A 20,725-nucleotide genomic window follows, 5' to 3' on the forward strand; every position below is an offset into this window, starting at 1 on the left:
TATGTATTACTGATCGCCTTCCGTATTTTCTGATTCAAGCGTTTGTGACAGGTTGCTGGAATCACTTGGAATTGGAACTAGAAGAGATTCCTCATCATTTAAGTCACCCCCCTCAGTTTCTTCAGTTTGCAGTTGGGGCGGGATTATTGGAGCTGGCGGTTCAGTACGGGATTCTGGTTTTTCCTCAACAGGAGCTCTTTCTTGCCGTACTGAAAGAGAGTCAAGGGTTCTGATACAGAAGTTTCTGATCTTGTGCAGCCCATCCGCCCGGCCGGTTGCGGCACTGAAACCGAGATCATTGTAAGTCATATCAAAGTTAAATGTGGCATCGATTAATCCCCATTTCCCTCCCCAGGCAATAACCCTGTTTGGCATAACCTGGATGCGAACTGGAACCCATTCTCCATGGGTATAAGCCTGGCGAAATGGTACTACTTTGTGGTCAAGCCCATCGGATGTTCTGAATGTTGCTCGACGTTGACCATAAGTTGGCATGGTGATGGCGTAACCCCCTCCATTTCTGGAAAAGCCCATCTGGTTACCTGCTGGAGGTTCTCCATAGGATTCACCACTTTTCAGGAAGAAAAAGGCAATACCATCAGCAGAGTTCCAAACCAGATTTTTTCCGCCATCATCGTCATAAGTGCTGAATTCGAAGCTCACTTCATAGGGGGGGCGAATGCTGTTTCTAAGAACAGCTGCTACGCCCGCTCCGAACATATTGTCAGGCAGAAGTTCCAGCTCTCCGGGGGCTAAGACCTTTGGCCAGCCTTTGGCAAAATTGTTATTCAGGAATGACCAGTTTTTCTCTGTAAAGTTAAAACACGTTGTCTGGCCAACTGGGGCTGCCATGGTTGTGGTTGTTGATAGCCCCATAAGGCAGGCTAAAAGAAGCTTTCCGTGCGGCATGATGAACTCCATCTCAGGTAGATAAATTTTTTAAAGAAAAGGCCTGTGAGAACAATGTCGGCAGAAAAGAACCTCTTGTGAGGCTTCACGTGGAATCAGGTTTGCTATACAGTCGGCGCGGATTCTCACCCAGACAACGGATTCCTGATAATGAAAAGAGAGCTCGCTCTAGAATTTTCCCGGGTTACGGAAGCTGCTGCCCTCGCAGCTTACAAATGGCTTGGTCGCGGCGATAAGAATAAAGCCGATGCTGCGGCAGTTCATACCATGAGAACCCTGCTCAATATGGTCGAGATCGATGGTGAGATCGTTATCGGTGAGGGTGAGATTGATGAAGCTCCGATGCTTTATATCGGAGAGAAAGTGGGGCGGGGAACCGGTGTTGAGGTCGATATCGCGGTTGATCCCATTGAAGGCACCCGTATGACAGCAATGGGCCAGTCCAATGCTGTGGCTGTCCTGGCTGCAGCCAACAAGGGCTGCTTCCTAAAGGCCCCTGATATGTACATGGAGAAACTGGCAGTTGGCCCTCAGGCCAAAGGCGTAATTGACCTGGATCGTCCTCTTGAAGATAACCTGAAGGCTATTGCAGCAGCTCTGGGCAAGGGTCTGGACTCCCTGACAGTGATCACCCTGGCCAAGCCTCGTCACGATGAAGTCATCAAAAAAATGCAGGATATGGGGATTCGGGTATTCGCTATCCCTGATGGTGATGTGGCGGCTTCTATCCTGACTTGTTTGCCGGATAGTGAAGTTGATGCCATGTACTGTATTGGCGGTGCTCCGGAAGGAGTTGTCTCTGCTGCAGTGATCCGCGCATTGAATGGTGAGCTGCAGGGCCGCCTTATGCTGCGTCACGAAGCCAAAGGCGATACTCCGGAAAATCTGGAAGCTGGCAAAATTGAGCTGAAACGCTGCCGTGAAATGGGCATTGAACCAGGTGAAAAGCTGACTTTGGATAAGCTGGTGTCTTCAGATGAGGTGGTGTTCTCAGCGACAGGCATCACCAAGGGAGATCTGCTCCACGGTGTGCAGCGCCAGGGCAATATGGCGACAACTGAGACACTTCTGATTCGCGGCAAATCCCGAACCATTCGCCGGATTCAGTCTACTCACTATCTTGAGCGTAAAGATCCAGAGGTTTGTGCTCATATTCTCTAAGAGAACTCACCAGCCTGCCTGATAAGCACTAAACTCCCCCGTTGCCATTTGGGGGGAGTCTGGCTTATGAGCGATTCAATGAGTCAGAGAAGGCATTCCCGGGCAAGTCTACTGCCGGGCGGTTTTTGGCCATAATGGAAGCCGCTGGCTGACATCACCTCTAAGAGTGCTGTGCTCGGTCTACTGGTATGCTTTTCAAACCATAGCCTCCATGATGGCAGTGGAAGCTATTCTTTCGAAATCATTTGATGTTGATATTCCTCTGGGCTGGCTTGCTGCAGGATTTGCAGCTCTGCAGGGAGGCGTTGCACTTCTGGGCTATGGTGGGGTTTCCCGGCTGTCCGGTATTACCCTGCCGCTGAAGTTAATCATCTTTATGATTTTGATTTTTTGGTTAGTTCAGAACGGAGGGCCAGCTGCGGCTTACTCGCATATTATCTCCTATCAGGCTGGAAGCTGGAAATGGGCAGTCGGTCTGGCATGGGTCAATGGCATTTTCTCAAACATGTTAACTTTGATGACAGATGCTGCGGATTTCAGCCGCTATACCCGTAAGATTGGACATATGGAAGCCGAGATTCTTCCGGTGTTCTTGTGGGAACAGCTGTAGGAGCCCTGTTTGGAGGTTGGTGCGTTATTGCTGGCGGAGTGATCAGCATCAATCCATTCGCATCCATAGTGGAGCTAGATCCAGAAGCATGGATTTTACTCTTGATACTGGTGGTAACTGTGTTGGATGCCTGGACTATAAATGTTCTCAATCTCTACACAGGTGGCTTTTCACTGGCAAACAGTATTCCGGTATAAGGGTGGTTTCACGCTACTGGAGTGGTAGTCATTGCTGCTACGGGATTATCACTGTTACCGGATATTGTTCACAGATACGTCGATATTCTTTCTTCAGCTGGGGCAATTCTTGGACCTGTTGGTGGTGCCCTGCTGGCTTGGGCTTGGATGAATAAAGGCCAGTTCGATATTTCTTCTTTATACAGCCTCCATGGGAAATATGGCTATTGGCAAGGTTGGAGCTGGAAAACATGTGTTCCAGTTATTCCTTTATTTATCATTGGGTTATGTCTTCCTCTGGCATTTTTGCCTGCTCTGGTAAGTTTTTCGTTCAGCTTTTTGTGTTGCTGGTTGATAACCGTAGTGAACAGGGGAGTTAGCAGTACTGACTGAAGTAATCGGATGTGAAACGGTTGTTACTTGTTTTGGTCTTATCTCGTAGTAATAATTTTTACAGGGATAGGTAAAACCAATGATGCATCAAGCTACTTCTTCATACACTGGAGCATCTTATTCCAGAACCAACTTTGACTCTCCTGGTGGTGGCTCTAGCTCTTATCCTGGTCGCCAAACAGGATATTTAGCATCACAAGAACAGCGTGTTCAACTTGAGAAATTCAAGAGTCTTGAGAAGAGAGTCATCGAGTGCTTAAACGCAGTGCCTTATGGAAAAGCCTTTGATGATAAGTATGAGCAAGAAAATAAAGAGCTTTACGAGCAACTGCGTAAACTGGAATGTGTAGTCTGCTATGAAATTGATCCTGGGAATTCTCGCATTCTGAGTTGCTGTAACAACGTAGTCAGCAACAAGTGGATTATAAGCTCTGAAGCCCGGCGTCTTAGTCTTGGCAGACGCGATAATGATAAAAAAAAGTGGGTGAATGATGATACGGTCTTATGTCCAATATGTCGGGAAAACCCCGACCAAAAGTATGCCCTTCGAAAGCGTGCAACCCTTTCTGGGTTACCTGGAAATGTCAGTGAATTAATTGAAAAAGGGCTGAGGCGAAGGCTGATTGAACCGATGCTTAATACAGTCAAATTTAATGGTAAGCACATAGATACGAGCGAAGGGATTTTTGAAGTTGTTCCCGGTGATGAATCAGCCGCAAAAAAAATGCGGCAGTCAACAAGTGGGCAGCCTGTTGAAGAGTTGAAAAAAACTGGGGTAGATAAAGTGGACTACGTATCATTTCATAGTTCTGAGTCTGTAGAGACTGTTGAAGAAAGCTTTATTAAAGCCGCTGATTCTGATGATGAAAGCAGTATGGATGTTAGCCCAGCAATCAGTTCAAGCTCTTCTACAACATTCGAAAGGCCAATACCAACAGGGAGTTACGCTCAGCTATCCAGAGACAGATGTAGGCTGTTTTCCATCGGAGGTACACTTGAGCGCCGCCATGTACTGTCTAGAAGGCCAATGGCTACATTAAGCATTGGATTGGATTTTTTCAGAGAACAGATGACGGTTCAGGCTGAAGATATTACTAGAGATCAGCCGCCAGCACAGAAACGCCCTAAACTGACACCAGCCAACGAAAAAAGACGACAGGAAATTCAAAGGGTTAGGAACAGGCACAAGCACAAGCACAAGTAGCCTTGATTAACACGAGTTGATGTGGGGACTAAATTTATACAGTAGAAGCATATGACCAGCAGGGAGGCTGGCATGAGAAGAAAAGCAATCTGGTTGTTAGTGTTCCTGCTGGCATGCAGTCTTTTGTTTGGGATTCCAGCACTATTACTGATGTCATGGAGCTGGCGTATTGGTGAGATGGATCAGTGGGGAGACTTGGCTCGCTTTGTGCTCATGATCCTTTTGCCGGTTGTGCCTCTTGTCTTTTGGTATTCACGCCAATGATTTCCCAGCCACTCTTTATTCTTGAATGGCTGACTGAGTCATAGAGTCAGGAGGTGGAGTCACCATTTTCTGGAGCTGCCAGCTTTTCTGTCCTGTGGGAATGGGTCTGTATCTGGTTGCATTTCTTGGTAAAAGCCCGGTATTGAACCGTTTTGTTTTTGCCGGTCTGTTTGGCTTTATAGAGGCACATATCAGCTTCGTGGATTTCCTGGTCAATGGACTTTTCCAGCTTTGAAAATGGGTCATTGGTATAAATGCCAAAGCTGGCTGTAATACTCAGTTCCTGATCACCAGCTAAAAATTTGGAGTTCATCAGAGTTGTTCTGATGCGCTCGGTAACTGCATTCGCTTCTTGGGCTCCAGTGTTAGCCAGAAGAAGAAGGAACTCTTCCCCTCCCCAGCGGGCAATATAATCTTCCTGGCGAAGGTGGCGGGTAAATGTCTTGGCCGTATGAGTGATTGCAGCATCACCAGCATTGTGGCCATAGATATCGTTTACATGCTTGAAATTATCTATATCCGCCAAGACTAGCGAGTAAACGATTCCATGACGTCTGGAGCGAGCTCGCTCATGGCGCATAAGATCATACATATGGCGCCTGTTTGCGAGGTTTGTCAGTGGATCACTGCATGCTTGCTGCTGCAGTTTCTCAGTAATGTGTTGGAGCCGTTGCTGAATTTTGTATCTGGAGTACTCAATGCCACAGGAGAAAAATATGGTACAGAACAGAACAGATAAATATCTGATCTTGTAGGTTGCAGAGTAAGCGCTATATGCCGGGAAAATCGGGTATAGCAAAATAAGTGAAGAAAGCAGAAAGAGGCCTGTAACCAGAATCAATCCTCTCCTCAAACCCAGATTAAACATAATCACTGGAGGGAGGATCAGGAGCCACAGAGAAACATTGGTCTTTTCTGAACCAATTGTCAGGGCATACATACCGGCAAATGACAGCAGAACAATCAATGGCCGTGTCACAAAGCGGGTATGTCTGGACACGGCAGTATAAATCAGTGCCAGGGCTGAAACCCCACCCAGGGCTGCAATCTGATACGCAGTTGAAGTCATGCCACTGGAAAAGTGAAACTGGGAAGCAATTCCCGAGACCAGGATTGCTGTCAGGCATGTCAGCTGGGTATTGAGAAAAACTCGTCGCTCGTCATGGGAGAGTCTTTCTTTGCGGCTAAACCGTGCTTTAAAAAAATCTATTATCTGGCTCTTCATGTAATTCAAATGATGCCTTTGAGTATAATTTGAGCATCTTTAACAAGGCGATGGAGCAGTGCCTTATCTTCGGGTGTTTCAGGAATCTAAAAAATATAAAAATCGACTTGTTGAGTGGGTTGGATACCTACAAAGTTGCACTCTACCGTGTACACGGAAAATGAAAATCCCTTTGAGTCAATAAATGGCATATTTATGTAGCAAAATTCATTAATACCATTTCAGCTTCCCTAATGTTTTTTGTATTTTACAGAAGGGGGCTGAGCAATTGAGCACTGTTCTCTGCCAGCCTTTGTAGATAAGGACGGGTTTGCCAACTGTCCTTTGCCACTTGATTTGAACGGTAGATGTAACTCTCCATTAATGTAGCCATGTGTTGGCCAAATGCCGGGTTATAGACAATCAGCGTTAATTCAAAATTAAGCCAGACACTTCTCATATCAAGGTTGACGGTGCCAAAAAGGACTGTTTCCCTATCAACCAGAACACACTTTGTATGCAGGAGTCCGGCAGTAAAATGCATGATTTTAATACCTGCATTCAGCAAGTCTTCGTAATAGGAGCGACTTGCATAATGTACCATTCGAGAGTCATTTTTCTCTGGTACAACCAGAGTCACTTCGACTCCTCTCATCGCAGCTGAACACAGAGCCGTAACCAGCGCATCGTCAGGAACGAAATACGGGGTGGTGATGATGAGTTCATGCTGGCTCTCGTAGGCTGCAGCCAAAAGCACCTGATGAATAAGCTCACGATCTACCCCAGGGCCAGACGGAACAATGTGTATGGCAGCACTGTCCTGAACTTGTTCATTACTCAGTGGCTGTTCGTACTTGTAGGCCTGGCGTATTGATTTAACCTCTTCACCCGTTTCAATTTCCCAGTCATACATGACCAGAGCACCTGAAACATGGGCTGCAGGTCCCTCAATACGTACCATGGCATCAACCCATTGCCCGACTCCTGCGTCCTGCTTGAAAAGGGCCGGGTCTATCAGGTTGAGGCTTCCTGTCCAGGCGATAGCGTCATCAATAACCACCAGTTTTCTGTGATTACGGAGATCCATCCGTTCAAACAGCATACGCACTGGGCCAACAGGCATGGAGCTCCTGATCTTGATTCCAGCAACTCTTAGCCGGAGAGCCTCGGTGCTGGACAAAAACTGCCGGCTGCCCACATTATCAAGCAAAAGGTGGCACCGGACTCCTCTTTGAGCTGCAGCCTCAAGAGCTGAGAGTACCCTGTTTACCTGGCCACCTTGCTGACAGATATAAAACTCCAGATAAATCGAGCTGGTGGACTGCTCGATATCTCTAATCAGTGCTGAAAAAATCTCATCTGTTTGATGAAACAGAGTGAGCGAATTACCCGGTATTCCTGGAATGCGTAAGGTATTCTGGGTCAATTGATAAACCCTGTTGTGGCTGCCGAAGGCCTGCTGTTCCTGTGACTGTAAAACCTGCTGAAGGTGATGAAACCACTCCGAGTAGGTTGGTGCCATGGCCTCGGCACGGCGTAACCTTTTACTACCAAGACGTCGGGTTCCGAACATCAGAAACAGAATGATTCCGGCGATCGGTAGCAGGAACAATAACAAAAGCCATGACAGTGTTACCCCAACCGGGCGTCGTTTCATAATCACTGTGATCGCAAAACCTGATGTAATCAGGAAATACACGAAACCAGCGATAGTGCTGAAAATCAGTGAAATAGACTGGGTTTCTGTTTGCATGTTGCTACTGGTGGAACTACTTTGGTAGTCAGATTACAACCCCTTTGAAGCAATTAACAGTTTTAATGAATGTTATCGAGAAATCGCTCCATGTTGCGGATTTTTCCAGTAAAAAATCAGTGTTTAATTTATCTTTTGTTAATAATTGGATACCAAAGTTCCAAGACTTTGTAAGCACTGTTGGATCTATGTTTTTAAAGGCGAATGGCTGTTAATTATCGTCTTGTTCGTGAATTTTGGTAACTTTTACCGAAACCTGTATAAGACTGTGCGGGAATTGAACAAGTGAGCTTTGAAGAGGCATGCCATTTCTCAATGGGTATATAGATTCAACTGATCACAGGTTGAGAAGAGTTTAATTAGGTTCTTTGGGTGAGGTTGTTTTAAATGAGCCGGGGACACTAAGAATACCACTCAGGCGCTGGCGCCAATGCAGACGCTGATCACTCGGTAGCTTGTTTAAAGTATCCTGGATGACCAGCAGGCTGGCTTCAAGAATCGTGTTTTCTGAAAATTCCAGGTTTTCCATCTGGCGAATCATGTCGACAGCGAGCCTGACATGCTCGGGAGCTTCTTCGGGGGCCATAATGATCTCGTTTTTTTGGTTAGATTCATTGGGATATTCGGCTCTGGTTTGTAAAGCTTTAATTCTCCAGTTAAGAATCATGCCTTGCAGCCGTTAATACCATCTGGTTATCGTTTTTGCCCCCTTAAATGCCAGTTACCACTCTGTGTAGGGAGTGTGTCTTCCAGGGGCGCATAGTTGCTGGTGAATCATCTTATTTTCGAAAGATGCCCAGATTGGCATAGTGGCCCGTTTCTCAAGTCATGTCTTGATGGCTCCAGAGGCGGTTCATGGTTCACCGTCTGCATTATATATGGGTTTACGAAGGATTCATGAATAGTACGACCTCAACTCAGAGTCAGAGATTTCTGATTCTGATACTGGGTGCTTTGACCTGCCTTGGGCCAATGGCCATCGACCTCTATCTTCCAGCCATGCCTGCAATCGCCAAGGGGATGGGGGAACCACTCGGGCTGATTCAACTGACCCTAAGTGCTTACACGATTGGGTTCGCCCTGGGACAAGTCATATTTGGGCCGCTTTCTGATCGTTTTGGGCGCAGGAGGGTTATGCTCTCGGGGCTGGTGGGATATGTTCTGACGAACTTTCTGGCGACAATGACTGAAACAGCAACACAGCTGATTGTTGTGCGAATTTTTCAGGCTCTGGCGGGAGCCTCCGTGATGGTTTGCATTCCAGCCATGGTGCGGGATCTTTTCCCCCGTAAAGAGTGCGCCAGGGCCATGTCTTCCATCCTGCTTGTCATGACCATTGCCCCTTTGGTGGCTCCGGTGATTGGTGGGCATATTCTCCGGTTTGCAGGTTGGCAAAGCCTCTTCTTGTTTCTCTCTGTGCTCGGTGTGCTTGCCCTTCTGCTTTCTCTTGCCCAGGTAAAAGAGTCGTTGCCAGCGGAGCGGCGAACCTATATGACGCCAAGAAAGCTCCTTCAGTCTTATAAAGATGTCATGACCCATCGCGAGGCGATGAGTTGCATTCTGGCCCACGGTTTTTTCTTTGGTGGAATGTTTGCCTTTATCAGTGGTTCGCCTTTCGTTTATATAGAACTGTTTGGCGTTCCTGCTGAGAATTATGGCTACCTCTTTGGGATGAATATTCTGGGGATGGCCTTCTGTAATGTCCTGAATATGCGCCTTATGAACAGCTTTCCTTTACACGGGTTGCTGCGCTTTGGGGTTGGAATGTCGTTTCTAGCCTCTTTAATCATGCTTCTCAACGCCTGGACAGGATTTGGCGGGCTGGCAGGTATCGCTGCCCCCGTGGTTCTTTATATAGCCTGCTCAGGGTTCTCAGGACCAAATGCGAATGCACTGGCTCTTGCTCACTTTCCGAAGATTGCTGGAACAGCCAATGCCGCAGCAGGAGTGGTGCGGTTTACCCTGGGAGGAATTACTGCCGGGCTTGCCGGAATTCTTCACAACGGTACAGTTTATCCAATGGTTGGACTGATGGTGGTGTGTGGGCTGCTGTCGGTTTTATCTCTCATTGTTCTCGGGGGAAGCAGGGAGAAGACGGAGGCAGAGTTGGAAACCGCCAATATGCCACTTGAGCAAAAAGAAGCTGCCTGATAGCAGCTTCCCAAAGTTGCATATACTGAAATAATTAAAAATCAAAACAGAGATAAGCTCATGGAAGGCAAGGGAGGAGTAGGAAGTGGTCAGTCTCCGGTATCAGTTCAAACTGGTCATGCGCCTGTCTCTGATACTGAATCTGTAAAATCGGTTCAGACAACAAAGTGGGGTAAGGTTTCTGTAGTCAAGGATGTAGAGCCACTTATTCCTAGAGGGTTGAAGGGGTTCACTCCAAAAGCGCTTTTTGACAGACTGATGATTAGAGTGGGGGGAGAAGAGAAATTTGTCGCTAAGCTGCTTTCAAAACATGCTAGTAAGAATGATTTTGGACAAATCCGCAGCTTATTACAGCAGCATGCCCCAACAGTAGAAAGTCTCGACAAGCTTGCTGCTAAACTGACCCCCAAACAACTGGCTGATCCTGTTATCCAGAAAGCTGTTCATAATCATTACATCAGCTTGAAAGCGGATTCTTCTACTCTGGCTGAAGCTTCTCTAGATCCAAAGAGTGATACATTGGAAGGTCAGGTTGAAATCCTTGTGCACGTTGCTTGGGATGGAACTGGGCAACCAGGTGGAACTTCCGAGAGAAAATGGATCGAAACAATACGGGATGATGAATCTAAGTACCCAGGCTTGTCAAAAGTATTGATTTCAGCCAGCAATCACCTTGCTCAAAATGCCCAGGAAGGGTTGTTGCAGGCCCGCATCCGCTATGAAGAGGCACGACTTCTGAGGGAGGAGTTAATTAACCTCAAATCTGATAGTGAAGCAATCAAGACAGGTATTCGTAAACTAGGTGTGGTTATGCAATTTACCAAAACTGAAATTGAAAGAAATGATACTCAAATATATAAATTAACCAATGCTTCATACCTGACCCCAGAAGACAATACGTTTCTAAGTAAAAATACTCCGGAACGACAGGAAGATGATCCTAAATTACTTACTACGCCTATTCTGGATACTCAAGCTGTAAAAGAGCTTTCTATTGCTAAAGCGACTCAGAGGCAGTTAGCGAGTGAAGTGGAAGAGCTAGATGACGAGGAGCTTGATGAGGAATTGCCATCTTTTAGTGAATCCAACCCCAAACTAATGAAGTCATTGAAGAAGCACCTGGAGCCATCAGAGGATCTCATGATGGATATTCACTTCGGTAACTTGGAAGAGCAGGGTGCTACTGAAGATGAATTTTCGACAATGATGAAGGCTTATCCCAAGTTTAAGAAAGAGAATGCAGCCAAAGGCCTTGGACTTACTGATTTCTTGGTTGTATGTTCTTATGCCAATGAGGCTCTGCGCAATGGGGATACTGATGATATATCAAGAGCCTTGCAGTTTGGCAAAGAATACTATCATAAGAAGTTCAAGAAACAGTGATGTTTAGTTATTAATAAAAAGCCCGGCAATTGCCGGGCTTTTTATTAAGGAGCCAGTACCGCAGATCAGCCGATCAGGATAGCAGTGTCCTTAGCGATCATCAGCTCTTCGTTGGTGGAAACTACGATAGCAGTTGCCTTGGAAGAGTCGGAAGTGATCACGCCTTCGTTGCCGAAGCGGCAGTCCAGGTTCTTCTGAGCATCCATCTCGAAGCCCATGAAGCCCAGCATTTCCAGAACCTTGCCACGGATAGCGTCGGAGTTCTCGCCAATACCGCCGGTAAAGGCCAGTGCATCACAGCCGCCAGTAGCAACCATCAGACCAGCCAGCTGCTTGGCCAGAACGTAGCAGAATACGTCCATTGCCAGCTGCGCCTGCTTGTTGCCTTCTTCACAGGCTTCTTCGATAGCACGGCAGTCATTGGACAGCTCGGACATACCCAGCAGGCCAGACTTCTTGTTCAGGATGTCGGTGATCTCGTCCAGAGAGTAGCCGTATTCCTTGTTCAGGAAGGAGTAGATGTTAGGGTCAACGTTACCGCAGCGAGTGCCCATAACCAGACCTTCCAGAGGAGTCAGACCCATGGTGGTGTCAACGCCTTCGCCATTCAAAACGGCTGCAGCACTTGCACCGTTACCCAGGTGACCGATGATAACCTTGCTGTTGGATACTTCCAGGTTCAGCATTTCGCAAACGCGCTTGGCAACGAAACGGTAGCTGGTGCCGTGGAAACCGTACTTACGTACACCGTGGTCACGGTAGAACTCGTAAGGCAGAGGGTAGATGTAGGCGTGCTCAGGCATGGTCTGGTGGAAAGAGGTATCAAATACCACAGACATAGGCAGACCTGGGAAGTGTTTCTGAGCCGCCTTGATGCCGATCAGGTTGGCTGGGTTGTGCAGGGGAGCCAGGTGAGAGCAGTTCTCGATGGCCTGCATAACTTCTTCATTAACCAGGCAGGATTCCTTGAAGGTTTCACCGCCGTGAACAACACGGTGACCAACAGCTGCGATGGAATCTTTCAGGCCCTTGTCAGCCAGCATGGACAGCAGGGCTGCAACTGCGGCATCGTGAGCGCCGCCATTCAGCTCTTCACGCTCTTTGTTGCCTTCGAACTTCCAACGGATCAGAGATTCAGGAGAACCCAGACGCTCGGCAATACCATTGATGGCTTCTTCGCCTGTAGCTGGGTTGATCACGGCAAACTTCATGGAGGAGCTGCCGCAGTTGATGATCAGAATGTTTTCTTTGCTCATAGTCCGTATCAACGCTGGTGAGTAAGACAGGAATTCGGCATTGACTGTTCAAACAAAAATCCGCACTCGACAGATTTGGGTGAGTCTGTTTGTCAGCTACAGCATATCTAGCTAACAAGCTGACTTTTGTCAGACTTATCTGAACAGTTTATAAATCAAATATATTTTAAACTATCAACCCTGGTTGATCCCAACAATCAGTAGTTGCTGCAATTAAACTTTTTTTGCTCTGCTATGCCTACCCAAAGGAGGTATAAAATAAATTTGAACGAATAATGGTGGGATTGATCTTGATTGGTAGAGAAAAAGATTCAATTGAGGATGTCTGCCTGTTAAATGCAGGCAGACTCTTGGGCTGGTTTTAACCAGCCATTACCACCGGGCAGGCAACCTGATGGTGCTCAACACCCATAAGTTCGGGCTTATTCTTGGCACAGCTTTCCTGAGCTTTCGGGCAGCGGGTACGGAAAACGCAGCCAGATGGTGGATTGATAGGTGAGGGCAGGTCACCTTCCAGCAGCTGGATGGTTTTGTTCCGCTCCAGATCCGGGTCAGGGTTTGGAACTGCAGACAACAGAGCCTGAGTGTAAGGATGGCTTGGGTTGGCGTAGAGAGATTCAGATGTAGCAACCTCTGCTTCGTTACCCAGGTACATTACCAGCACACGGTCGCTGATATGCTTCACAACGGAAAGGTCGTGGGCAATAAATACCAGAGACAGGCCCATTTCCTGCTGCAGTTCTTTCAGCAAGTTAACAACCTGTGCCTGAATGGATACGTCAAGTGCACTCACTGGCTCATCACAGATGATCAGCTTTGGCTTCAGAATCAACGCACGGGCAATACCAACACGCTGGCACTGACCACCGGAGAATTCGTGAGGGTAGCGGTTGATAACGTTAGGTAGCAGACCTACGCGATCCATAATCTGACGAACCCGCTGCTTCACTTCTTCAGAAGACAGGCCAGGCTCATAGTTACGCAGAGGTTCGGCAATAATATCGCCGATGGTCATACGTGGGTTCAGGGAGGCCAGAGGATCCTGGAAGATCATCTGAATATCACGACGTACGTCGTGGAAACCTTTGTCATCAAGACCTGCCAGGTTTTTGCCTTCCCAGGTGATTTCACCGGAACGAGCTTTCACCAGACCGATCAGGGCCCGGGCCAGAGTGGATTTGCCACAGCCGGATTCGCCTACAACGCCCAGTGTTTCACCGGGGTACAAGTCAAAGCTGACGCCATCAACGGCCTTCAGCATTGGCATTGGTTGCCAAGGCCAGTCACGACCCTTGGGAATCGGGAAGTAGACCTTAACGTCACGAACCTTCAGTAGAGGAGTCTGTTCGCTCATTGTGCACCTCCTGCAGTGACCAGTTCATGGGACCAGAAACAGGCACGCTGACGGCCATTACCGAAGGTTTCCAGGTTCGGCACCTGCTTACGACAGCTATCAGTTACATGACCACAGCGGTCCTGGAATGGGCAGCCGGTTGGCAGGTTAAGCAGGTTAGGTGGGTTACCCGGGATAATGGGCAGTTCCTTGGTATCATCAGTATCAAGGCGGGGAATGGATTCCAGCAGGCCAATGGTGTATGGGTGAGTTGGCTTATAGAAAATCTCGTCAACCGTCCCGTATTCCATGGTTTGACCAGCGTACATCACCATAACCTTGTCGCAGACACCTGCAACAACACCCAGGTCGTGGGTGATCATGATGATGGCAGTATTAAAGTCCCGCTTCAGGTCATTCAGCAGATCCATGATCTGCGCCTGAACGGTTACGTCCAGTGCCGTTGTTGGTTCGTCGGCAATCAGCAGCTTGGGACGACACAGCAGAGCCATGGCAATCATCACACGCTGACGCATACCGCCGGAGAACTCATGGGGGAACATATCCATACGCTTGCGGGCTTCAGGCATTTTCACCGCATCCAGCATACGTACGGATTCTTCAAAGGCTTCTGCCTTGCTGCAACCCTTGTGCATGATTAGCACTTCCATCAGCTGGGTGCCGACTTTCATGTAAGGGTTTAGTGAGGTCATTGGATCCTGGAAGATCATGGAGATCTTTTCCGCACGGATCTTGTTCAGTTCGGCTTCAGGCAGGTTAAGTACCTGTTTGCCTTCGAAGAGGGCCTGACCGCCAGTTCGACCATTCTTGGCCAGAAGGCCCATGATGGAGAAGGCTGTTTGGCTTTTACCGGAGCCGGATTCACCCACGATACCGAGGGTCTGACCCGCTTCCAGGGTGAAATTCAGGTTGTTAACTGCGGTAACGTCACCCTCAGGGGTGGAGAAGTGCACCTGCAGATCTTTAACTTCAAGAAGACTCATAATTCAGTGCGCTCCATTACCGGTCTTTGGGATCAAGTGCGTCGCGCAAACCATCGCCGACGTAGTTGAAACAGAACAGGGTTACGACCAGGAAGAACACCGGGAAGGCCAGCTGCCATGTGGCAACTTCCATGGACTGTGCACCTTCGTTAACCAGTGCGCCCCAGCTGGTCATGGGTTCCTGAACACCAAGACCCAGGAAGCTGAGGAAAGATTCAAACAGAATCATGCTTGGCACCAGCAGGGAAGCGTATACCACCACGATACCCAGAACATTGGGAACAATGTGGCGGACGATAATGGCAGAAGGCTTGGTGCCGCAGACGCGGGCAGCTTCAATGAACTCACGACCTTTCAGGCTGATGGTCTGGCCACGGACGATACGTGCCATATCCAGCCAGGATACGCCACCGATGCAGAGGAAGATCAGGTATATGGAACGGCCAAACATGGTCATCAGCAGGATAACCAGAAACATGAACGGGAAGGACTGAAGAATTTCCAGTACACGCATCATGGCGCTGTCAACCCGGCCACCGGCATAACCAGCAGTAGCACCGTACAGAGTACCAATAACAACGGCGGTCAGGGCTCCGAGAATACCAACCATAAAGGAGATACGGCCACCCATCAGGGTTCTTACAAACAGGTCACGGCCAAGTGAATCAGTACCAAACCAGTGGCTCATTTCTGTTTCTGGTGGCGCTGCCATGTAGCCCCAGTCAATGGCATCAAATTCATGGGGAGAGAGCCATGGACCTACAACAACCAGAATGCCGATAAACGCCAGGATAATCAGACTGATTACGGCAGCACGGTTACGGAAAAAACGATCGCGGGCATCAGCCCACAGACTGCGGCCTTCGATCTCGAGATCTTTGGCAAATTTGGCAACGGCTGCCTTCTTGTCCGCAGAGGGAGAAATTGCTGTCATTACACTAAACCTCCCTTACTGGTAGCGGATTTTTGGATCGATAACGGCATACAGGATGTCGACAATCGCAGTGAACAGGATGGTCAGGGAACCGATGATAATGGTCAGACCCAGAACCAGAGAGTAGTCACGGTTAAGTGCACCGTTAACGAAGTGTTGTCCGATACCTGGCAGGCCGAACACGGTTTCAACAACAACCGAGCCGGTGATAATGCCCACGAAAGCGGGGCCGAGGTAGGAAACAACAGGCAGCAGGGAAGGGCGCAGAGAATGGCGCAGGATAATCGTCCTCCAGGGCAGGCCTTTGGCGCGAGCAGTCCGGATATAGTTACTGTTCAGCACTTCAATCATGCTGCTTCGCTGAATACGTGCGATAGAAGCCATATACATAATGGCCATGGCGGTAACGGGAAGAATCAGGTATTCCCAGGTTCCCTCATTCCACCCTCCCGCAGGCAGCCATTGCAGGGTAATCGAAAAAATCATTACAAGAAGCGGTGCAATAACAAACGATGGCAGCACGACTCCCGTCATCGCCAGTGCCATTATTATGTAGTCGAGTATGGTGTTTTGTTTGAGTGCGGCTATGGTGCCGATACTGACACCAATAATAACGGTGAAAATAAAAGCGATGGCTCCAATTTTGAGGGAAACCGGGAAGCTTTGTTCCAGAAGGTCGTTAACCGTGTAATCACGGTATTTGAAAGAGGGACCGAGGTCACCCTTGGCGAGGTTGCCAAGATAGAGGAAGTACTGCTGCCAGACGGGCTTGTCCAGGTTGTACTTGGCTTCGATATTCTTGAGGATTTCCGGCGGAAGGTTTCTTTCACCGGTAAAAGGGCTCCCAGGCGCAGCCTGCATAAGGAAAAATGATATTGTGATCAGTACAAGCAGCGTTGGAACCGCTACAGCTAACCTTTTGATAATAAACTTCAGCATGAATTTATAACCTGTCACTCAGAAATCCTGCCAGCATAGTGTTGGCAGGGTTTCTGAGCTTCCCTAACTCCTAGTGCTTGATAATATAGATATCACGTGAATAAACGTTGTCTTCCGGGTTATTCATCGGATATCCACCCACATAGGGCTTCACAAGACGAGAAGTCACGTATTGGTAGATGGGGGCAGCAGGCATCTCACTGGAGAAAATCTGTTCTGCCTTCTCATAAATCAGGCCGCGCTTGCCTTCATCAATGGTGGAAGAAGCAGTTTCCAGCAGCTTGTCGTACTCCTTGTTTGTCCACTTAGCATCATTCAGGGAGCTTTCACTTGTCCACAAAGACAGCATTGTAGATGCTTCATTGTAATCACCGGTCCATCCTGCGCGAGTCACGTCGAAATTGCCTTCCCGTCGTGTATCAAGAAATGTTTTCCACTCTTCATTTCTCAAAGTCACTTCTACACCCAGAGCCTGTTTCCACATTTGGGAAATCGCAATCGCAACTTTCTTGTGGGATTCGCTGGTATTGTAGAGGAGCTCAACCTTCAGTGGATTACTCTTGCTGTAACCAACCTGCTTGAGAAGTTTAGCGGCTTCTTTTTCCCGTTCTTTCTGGGACATCTTTTCCCATGCAAGATCAGGCTTGACGAAGCCATTGATGGAGCTTGGGGTGAAACTGTAAGCAGGTTTTTGTCCCTGACCCGTGATGTACTTGGTGATAGCGTCGCGGTTTATGGCATAAGAGAGAGCCTTTCGCACGCGCACATCATCAAATGGCTTTTTCTTAGTATTGAACGAATAGTAGTACGTTGAGATCAGTGGGGTGATGGTGACTTCCTTTGGAATTTCTTTCTGCAGTTTCTTGAAATGATCCAGAGGAATTGTCGCCGTCATATCCAGCTCCCCGGCTTTGTAGCGGTTCAGCTCGGATGTTGCTGATGGAATTGGCAGATAGTTGACCTCTTCTACAACGGTCTTGTCATTATTCCAGTAAAAAGGGTTACGCTTTGCTGTCAGTTTTTCATTAACAACCCAGCCGCTGAGTTTGTAAGCGCCATTGGACACTATATTGTCTGGGCGGGTCCAGTCATCACCATATTTCTCAACCACCTTTTTGGGGGTCGGAAAGGTTGTGTAATGAGCCAGCAGTTTGGGGAAATAGGGAACCGGGTTTTCCAGAGTTACCTGGAATGTATAGTCATCTGTCGCCTTTACCCCCAGTGTACTGGGAGGCATTTCCCCATCAATAACGGCATCAGCGTTAACAATACCGGGGATCTGCATAAACCAGGCGTATTTGGAAGCGGTTACAGGGTCAACAGCACGCTGGAATGCATAAACGAAGTCGTGTGCTGTCAGTGGGTCACCATTGGACCAGCTGCTCTTGCGCAGGTGGAATGTATAGACTTTACCGTCATCAGATACATTCCAGGATTTGGCAATTCCGGGGATTGTATTGCCATCAGCGTCTTGGGAAACCAGTCCTTCAAAAAGATCTTTTACGATGAAGCCGCCAGGGGATCCTTCAACTTTCTGGGGGTCAATAGAAGCGGGTTCAGAACCAATTCCTCGATGAAAAACCTGCTCTTTTGCCAGTGTTACTCCGGCGGGAACCTGAGCTGCCTGTACGGGTAGCAATGCGCTTACGGCAGTTGCCAGCGCTAGCCCGACAAATAGTTTTTTCATTTTTTCCTGCGCCTTATCTGTGAAAATCGAAGTCACACTACCAGGTAGTAATGCGCTACCTAAAAATAGTAGGTGAATAATGTTTTATGGCTGCAGTTGTGAACGTCACAAGACAAACACCCTGCCACAAAAAGCGAACAATCCCGGTCTTGTGCTTTTTGTTCAATTTCAGGGTACCTGACAGAGTTGGCCGGTGAACTTAGTAAACTGCACAACAAAAAGTTCTCTCTATAGGTGTTTGACACTATATGTGTGCGTACATGTCTGTGGCAAGTAGGTAAATTCAGCTAAGGGGCGCTGTCTTTGCGTGCATGGTAATATAAGCTGGCAAGTGTTTGATTTTGGAGAAAGTATCCTGTGGCTGTGATTTTTTTTAGAAAATATAGCTCTTTCTGGTTTGTGGTAAATATGTAAATTAATCCTTACATTATGTAGAAATCCCCGTGTGGTGGCGGGGATTTCTAATGCGTCATAAGTGTCGCTTAATGCTTGATGATGTACAGATCTTTTGAGTAGACATTATCTTCAGCATTACCGTATGGGTATCCACCGACATAAGGCTTAACCATGCGGCTGACAACATATTGATAAATTGGCGCTGCGGGGAACTCTTCTGAGAAAATCTTTTCAGCCTTTTCATAGATCAGGCCGCGCTGACCCTCATCCAGAGTTGTTGCTGCAGTTTCAATCAGCTTGTCATATTCAGGGTTTTTCCAGTCGGCGTCGTTAACGGCGTTATAACTGGTCCAGAGACCCAGCATGGTGGAGGCTTCGTTGTAGTCACCAATCCAGCCGGCACGGGATACATCAAAGTTGTTGTTACGCTTGGAATCGAGGAAAGTCTTCCACTCTTCGTTGCGCAGAGTCACTTCAACGCCCAGGTTTCTCTTCCACATCTGGCCAATCGCGATAGCGATCTTCTTGTGGGATTCACTGGTGTTGTAAAGAAGCTCAACTTTCAGTGGGTTATTCTTGTCATAGCCAACTTCTTTAAGAAGGCGCTTGGCTTCTGCGTCCCGCTCTTTCTGGGTCATCTTTTCCCAGGCCAGGTCAGGCTTAACAAAGCCGTTAATAGCTTCTGGGGTAAAGGCATAAGCAGGTTTTTCACCCTGACCTTTAACAGCGTAAGCAATCGCGTCACGGTTGATGGAATATGTCAGAGCCTTACGAACACGAACGTCATTAAATGGTGCTTTCAGAGTGTTGAACACATAGTAGTAGGTGCCGACATAAGGAATAACGGTGACATCATCTGGCAGCTCTTTCTTCAGGCTCTTGAAGTGCTCAATGGGAATCTCGTAAGTCATATCCACTTCGCCAGCCTTGTAACGGCTCAAGTCGGCAGTCTGGGATACGATGGGCAGGAAATTAACCTGCTTCAGAACAGTCTCGTCAGCATTCCAGTAGTTGGGGTTAGGCTTGAGGCTGATTCGCTCGTTAACGACCCACTCGTCCAGAACAAAGGCACCGTTGGAAACAATGTTCTCAGGACGTGTCCATTGGTCACCATACTTCTCGACGATTTTCTGTGGAACCGGGAAGGTTGTCTGGTGAGCAAGCAGTTTCGGGAAGAATGGCAGAGGAGCTTTCAGGGATACCTGGAAAGTCTTGGCATCGAGAGCTTTAACACCAAGAGTATTTGCAGGCTTTTCGCCTTTGATGATTTCTGACGCGTTGATAATACCAGGCAGTTCCATAAACCAGGCATAGTTTGAGGCGGTTGCCGGGTCTACAGCACGCTGGAAAGCGAATACGAAATCATTGGCAGCGACAGGATCACCATTAGACCATTTGGCGTCACGGAGGTGGAAGGTATAAACTTTACCATCTTCTGATACATCATAGGATTTTGCTACACCGAAAACGGTATTACCGTCGCCATCCTGACTCATCAGACCTTCGAACATATCCTTGGCAACATTACCTCCGGGAACACCTTCAATTTTCTGAGGGTCGAGAGAGGCTGGTTCAGAGCCGTTGCCCCGGTTCAGAACCTGAACGTCGTCCAGCTTCACCCCGGCGGGTACGTCAGCAGCTTGAGTTGGTAATGCAGCGCTGACAGCGGCAGCCAACGCCAGACTGGCAAATAATGTTTTAGTTTTCATCCTGCGCCTTATATGTTGATTTATCTTTCCCACACACTTGGACGGTGTTAATCCCCCAAATAAGCTGTGTGGATTGTTGTTGGCGGCAGTTGTGAAAGTCTGGTGACAGACACTCTGCTCAATGTTGAGCGTTCCCTACTCTTACCCCGTACTTTGCACCCAGAAATTCCGTTTTTTGGTAAAAATAAACTGGGTACGCTGCGCAAAAAACAGACAGCAATGTACGTATGCCGCAATATATCCTTCGAGCTGTTTGAGT

The 20,725-nt window shown here is 48.0% G+C and carries 19 protein-coding genes; 8 read left to right on the forward strand and 11 right to left on the reverse strand.

Translation table 11 applies throughout. The annotated features are described in order from the left end of the window. Positions 1-6: 6 nt before the first annotated feature. A complete protein-coding gene (locus M3P05_RS13235; RefSeq protein WP_249700191.1) occupies positions 7-909 on the reverse strand; it encodes an L-type lectin family protein in 903 nt (300 codons plus the stop codon). 150 nt (positions 910-1,059) lie between these two features. Here M3P05_RS13235 and glpX point away from each other — a divergent pair, with 150 nt between their 5' ends. From glpX to M3P05_RS13265, 6 genes are all read left to right on the forward strand, one after another. Next, positions 1,060-2,070, forward strand: a complete 1,011-nt coding sequence (gene glpX / locus M3P05_RS13240) for a class II fructose-bisphosphatase (RefSeq protein ID WP_249700192.1) — start codon at positions 1,060-1,062, stop codon at positions 2,068-2,070. 94 nt (positions 2,071-2,164) lie between these two features. After that, the gene (locus M3P05_RS13245) at positions 2,165-2,680 is read left to right on the forward strand and encodes a cytosine permease (protein ID WP_332842016.1); all 516 of its coding nucleotides are present in this window, start codon (positions 2,165-2,167) and stop codon (positions 2,678-2,680) included. Further along, entirely contained in the window at positions 2,665-2,877 is a 213-nt protein-coding gene (locus M3P05_RS13250) for a hypothetical protein (protein ID WP_249700193.1), read from the forward strand. The genes M3P05_RS13245 and M3P05_RS13250 overlap by 16 nt, the downstream gene beginning before the upstream one ends. A 21-nt stretch (positions 2,878-2,898) precedes the next feature. After that, on the forward strand, positions 2,899-3,249 hold the full coding sequence (locus M3P05_RS13255; protein ID WP_249700194.1) for a hypothetical protein: 351 nt from the start codon (positions 2,899-2,901) through the stop codon (positions 3,247-3,249). A 79-nt stretch (positions 3,250-3,328) separates the two neighbouring features. Continuing rightward, positions 3,329-4,453: a hypothetical protein gene (locus M3P05_RS13260; RefSeq protein WP_249700195.1), complete on the forward strand. Its 1,125-nt coding sequence runs from the start codon at positions 3,329-3,331 to the stop codon at positions 4,451-4,453. A gap of 72 nt (positions 4,454-4,525) precedes the next feature. Next, the gene (locus M3P05_RS13265) at positions 4,526-4,717 is read left to right on the forward strand and encodes a hypothetical protein (protein ID WP_249700196.1); all 192 of its coding nucleotides are present in this window, start codon (positions 4,526-4,528) and stop codon (positions 4,715-4,717) included. 46 nt (positions 4,718-4,763) lie between these two features. Here M3P05_RS13265 and M3P05_RS13270 read toward each other — a convergent pair whose 3' ends face one another. The 3 genes from M3P05_RS13270 to M3P05_RS13280 all read right to left on the reverse strand — a co-directional run bounded on the left by M3P05_RS13270 (position 4,764) and on the right by M3P05_RS13280 (position 8,260). Continuing rightward, on the reverse strand, positions 4,764-5,942 hold the full coding sequence (locus M3P05_RS13270) for a GGDEF domain-containing protein (protein ID WP_249700198.1): 1,179 nt from the start codon (positions 5,940-5,942) through the stop codon (positions 4,764-4,766). A gap of 247 nt (positions 5,943-6,189) precedes the next feature. Beyond that, positions 6,190-7,674: a cardiolipin synthase gene (gene cls, locus M3P05_RS13275; RefSeq protein ID WP_249700200.1), complete on the reverse strand. Its 1,485-nt coding sequence runs from the start codon at positions 7,672-7,674 to the stop codon at positions 6,190-6,192. A 355-nt stretch (positions 7,675-8,029) separates the two neighbouring features. After that, on the reverse strand, positions 8,030-8,260 hold the full coding sequence (locus M3P05_RS13280; protein ID WP_249700201.1) for a DUF2496 domain-containing protein: 231 nt from the start codon (positions 8,258-8,260) through the stop codon (positions 8,030-8,032). 311 nt (positions 8,261-8,571) lie between these two features. Here M3P05_RS13280 and M3P05_RS13285 point away from each other — a divergent pair, with 311 nt between their 5' ends. Beyond that, positions 8,572-9,825, forward strand: a complete 1,254-nt coding sequence (locus M3P05_RS13285) for a Bcr/CflA family multidrug efflux MFS transporter (RefSeq protein ID WP_249700202.1) — start codon at positions 8,572-8,574, stop codon at positions 9,823-9,825. 60 nt (positions 9,826-9,885) lie between these two features. Then, a complete protein-coding gene (locus tag M3P05_RS13290) occupies positions 9,886-11,208 on the forward strand; it encodes a hypothetical protein (RefSeq protein ID WP_249700203.1) in 1,323 nt (440 codons plus the stop codon). A 65-nt stretch (positions 11,209-11,273) separates the two neighbouring features. Here the strand turns inward: M3P05_RS13290 and M3P05_RS13295 are convergent, their stop codons facing one another. The 7 genes from M3P05_RS13295 to M3P05_RS13325 all read right to left on the reverse strand — a co-directional run bounded on the left by M3P05_RS13295 (position 11,274) and on the right by M3P05_RS13325 (position 20,466). Beyond that, the gene (locus tag M3P05_RS13295) at positions 11,274-12,464 is read right to left on the reverse strand and encodes an acetate kinase (protein WP_249700204.1); all 1,191 of its coding nucleotides are present in this window, start codon (positions 12,462-12,464) and stop codon (positions 11,274-11,276) included. Positions 12,465-12,825: 361 nt separating this feature from the next. Further along, positions 12,826-13,818: a murein tripeptide/oligopeptide ABC transporter ATP binding protein OppF gene (gene oppF / locus M3P05_RS13300; RefSeq protein WP_249700205.1), complete on the reverse strand. Its 993-nt coding sequence runs from the start codon at positions 13,816-13,818 to the stop codon at positions 12,826-12,828. Beyond that, positions 13,815-14,801 carry an oligopeptide ABC transporter ATP-binding protein OppD gene (gene oppD, locus M3P05_RS13305; protein ID WP_249700206.1) on the reverse strand — a complete coding sequence of 329 codons (987 nt, stop codon included), beginning with the start codon at positions 14,799-14,801 and terminating at the stop codon, positions 13,815-13,817. The genes oppF and oppD overlap by 4 nt, the downstream gene beginning before the upstream one ends. A gap of 16 nt (positions 14,802-14,817) precedes the next feature. Continuing rightward, positions 14,818-15,726, reverse strand: a complete 909-nt coding sequence (gene oppC, locus M3P05_RS13310) for an oligopeptide ABC transporter permease OppC (RefSeq protein WP_408635914.1) — start codon at positions 15,724-15,726, stop codon at positions 14,818-14,820. A 24-nt stretch (positions 15,727-15,750) separates the two neighbouring features. Continuing rightward, complete coding sequence (gene oppB / locus M3P05_RS13315) at positions 15,751-16,674, reverse strand: oligopeptide ABC transporter permease OppB (RefSeq protein ID WP_249700209.1); 924 nt, start codon at positions 16,672-16,674, stop codon at positions 15,751-15,753. 70 nt (positions 16,675-16,744) lie between these two features. Next, positions 16,745-18,361, reverse strand: coding sequence for a peptide ABC transporter substrate-binding protein (locus M3P05_RS13320; protein WP_249700210.1), 1,617 nt, complete (start codon positions 18,359-18,361; stop codon positions 16,745-16,747). A gap of 482 nt (positions 18,362-18,843) precedes the next feature. Beyond that, positions 18,844-20,466, reverse strand: a complete 1,623-nt coding sequence (locus tag M3P05_RS13325; RefSeq protein ID WP_249700211.1) for a peptide ABC transporter substrate-binding protein — start codon at positions 20,464-20,466, stop codon at positions 18,844-18,846. Between the last annotated feature and the right edge of the window lie 259 nt (positions 20,467-20,725).

The organism is Parendozoicomonas callyspongiae (genome assembly GCF_023502345.1).
Classification (GTDB): domain Bacteria; phylum Pseudomonadota; class Gammaproteobacteria; order Pseudomonadales; family Endozoicomonadaceae; genus Sansalvadorimonas; species Sansalvadorimonas callyspongiae.

Bases quoted from the DNA above. Each gene is read 5' to 3' on its own strand.
- M3P05_RS13235 (WP_249700191.1), bottom strand. From the start codon at position 909: ATGCCGCACGGAAAGCTTCTTTTAGCCTGCCTTATGGGGCTATCAACA.
- glpX (WP_249700192.1), top strand. From the start codon at position 1,060: ATGAAAAGAGAGCTCGCTCTAGAATTTTCCCGGGTTACGGAAGCTGCT.
- M3P05_RS13260 (WP_249700195.1), top strand. From the start codon at position 3,329: ATGATGCATCAAGCTACTTCTTCATACACTGGAGCATCTTATTCCAGA.
- M3P05_RS13265 (WP_249700196.1), top strand. From the start codon at position 4,526: ATGAGAAGAAAAGCAATCTGGTTGTTAGTGTTCCTGCTGGCATGCAGT.
- M3P05_RS13270 (WP_249700198.1), bottom strand. From the start codon at position 5,942: ATGAAGAGCCAGATAATAGATTTTTTTAAAGCACGGTTTAGCCGCAAA.
- cls (WP_249700200.1), bottom strand. From the start codon at position 7,674: ATGCAAACAGAAACCCAGTCTATTTCACTGATTTTCAGCACTATCGCT.
- M3P05_RS13280 (WP_249700201.1), bottom strand. From the start codon at position 8,260: ATGGCCCCCGAAGAAGCTCCCGAGCATGTCAGGCTCGCTGTCGACATG.
- M3P05_RS13285 (WP_249700202.1), top strand. From the start codon at position 8,572: ATGAATAGTACGACCTCAACTCAGAGTCAGAGATTTCTGATTCTGATA.
- M3P05_RS13290 (WP_249700203.1), top strand. From the start codon at position 9,886: ATGGAAGGCAAGGGAGGAGTAGGAAGTGGTCAGTCTCCGGTATCAGTT.
- M3P05_RS13295 (WP_249700204.1), bottom strand. From the start codon at position 12,464: ATGAGCAAAGAAAACATTCTGATCATCAACTGCGGCAGCTCCTCCATG.
- oppF (WP_249700205.1), bottom strand. From the start codon at position 13,818: ATGAGCGAACAGACTCCTCTACTGAAGGTTCGTGACGTTAAGGTCTAC.
- oppD (WP_249700206.1), bottom strand. From the start codon at position 14,801: ATGAGTCTTCTTGAAGTTAAAGATCTGCAGGTGCACTTCTCCACCCCT.
- oppB (WP_249700209.1), bottom strand. From the start codon at position 16,674: ATGCTGAAGTTTATTATCAAAAGGTTAGCTGTAGCGGTTCCAACGCTG.
- M3P05_RS13320 (WP_249700210.1), bottom strand. From the start codon at position 18,361: ATGAAAAAACTATTTGTCGGGCTAGCGCTGGCAACTGCCGTAAGCGCA.
- M3P05_RS13325 (WP_249700211.1), bottom strand. From the start codon at position 20,466: ATGAAAACTAAAACATTATTTGCCAGTCTGGCGTTGGCTGCCGCTGTC.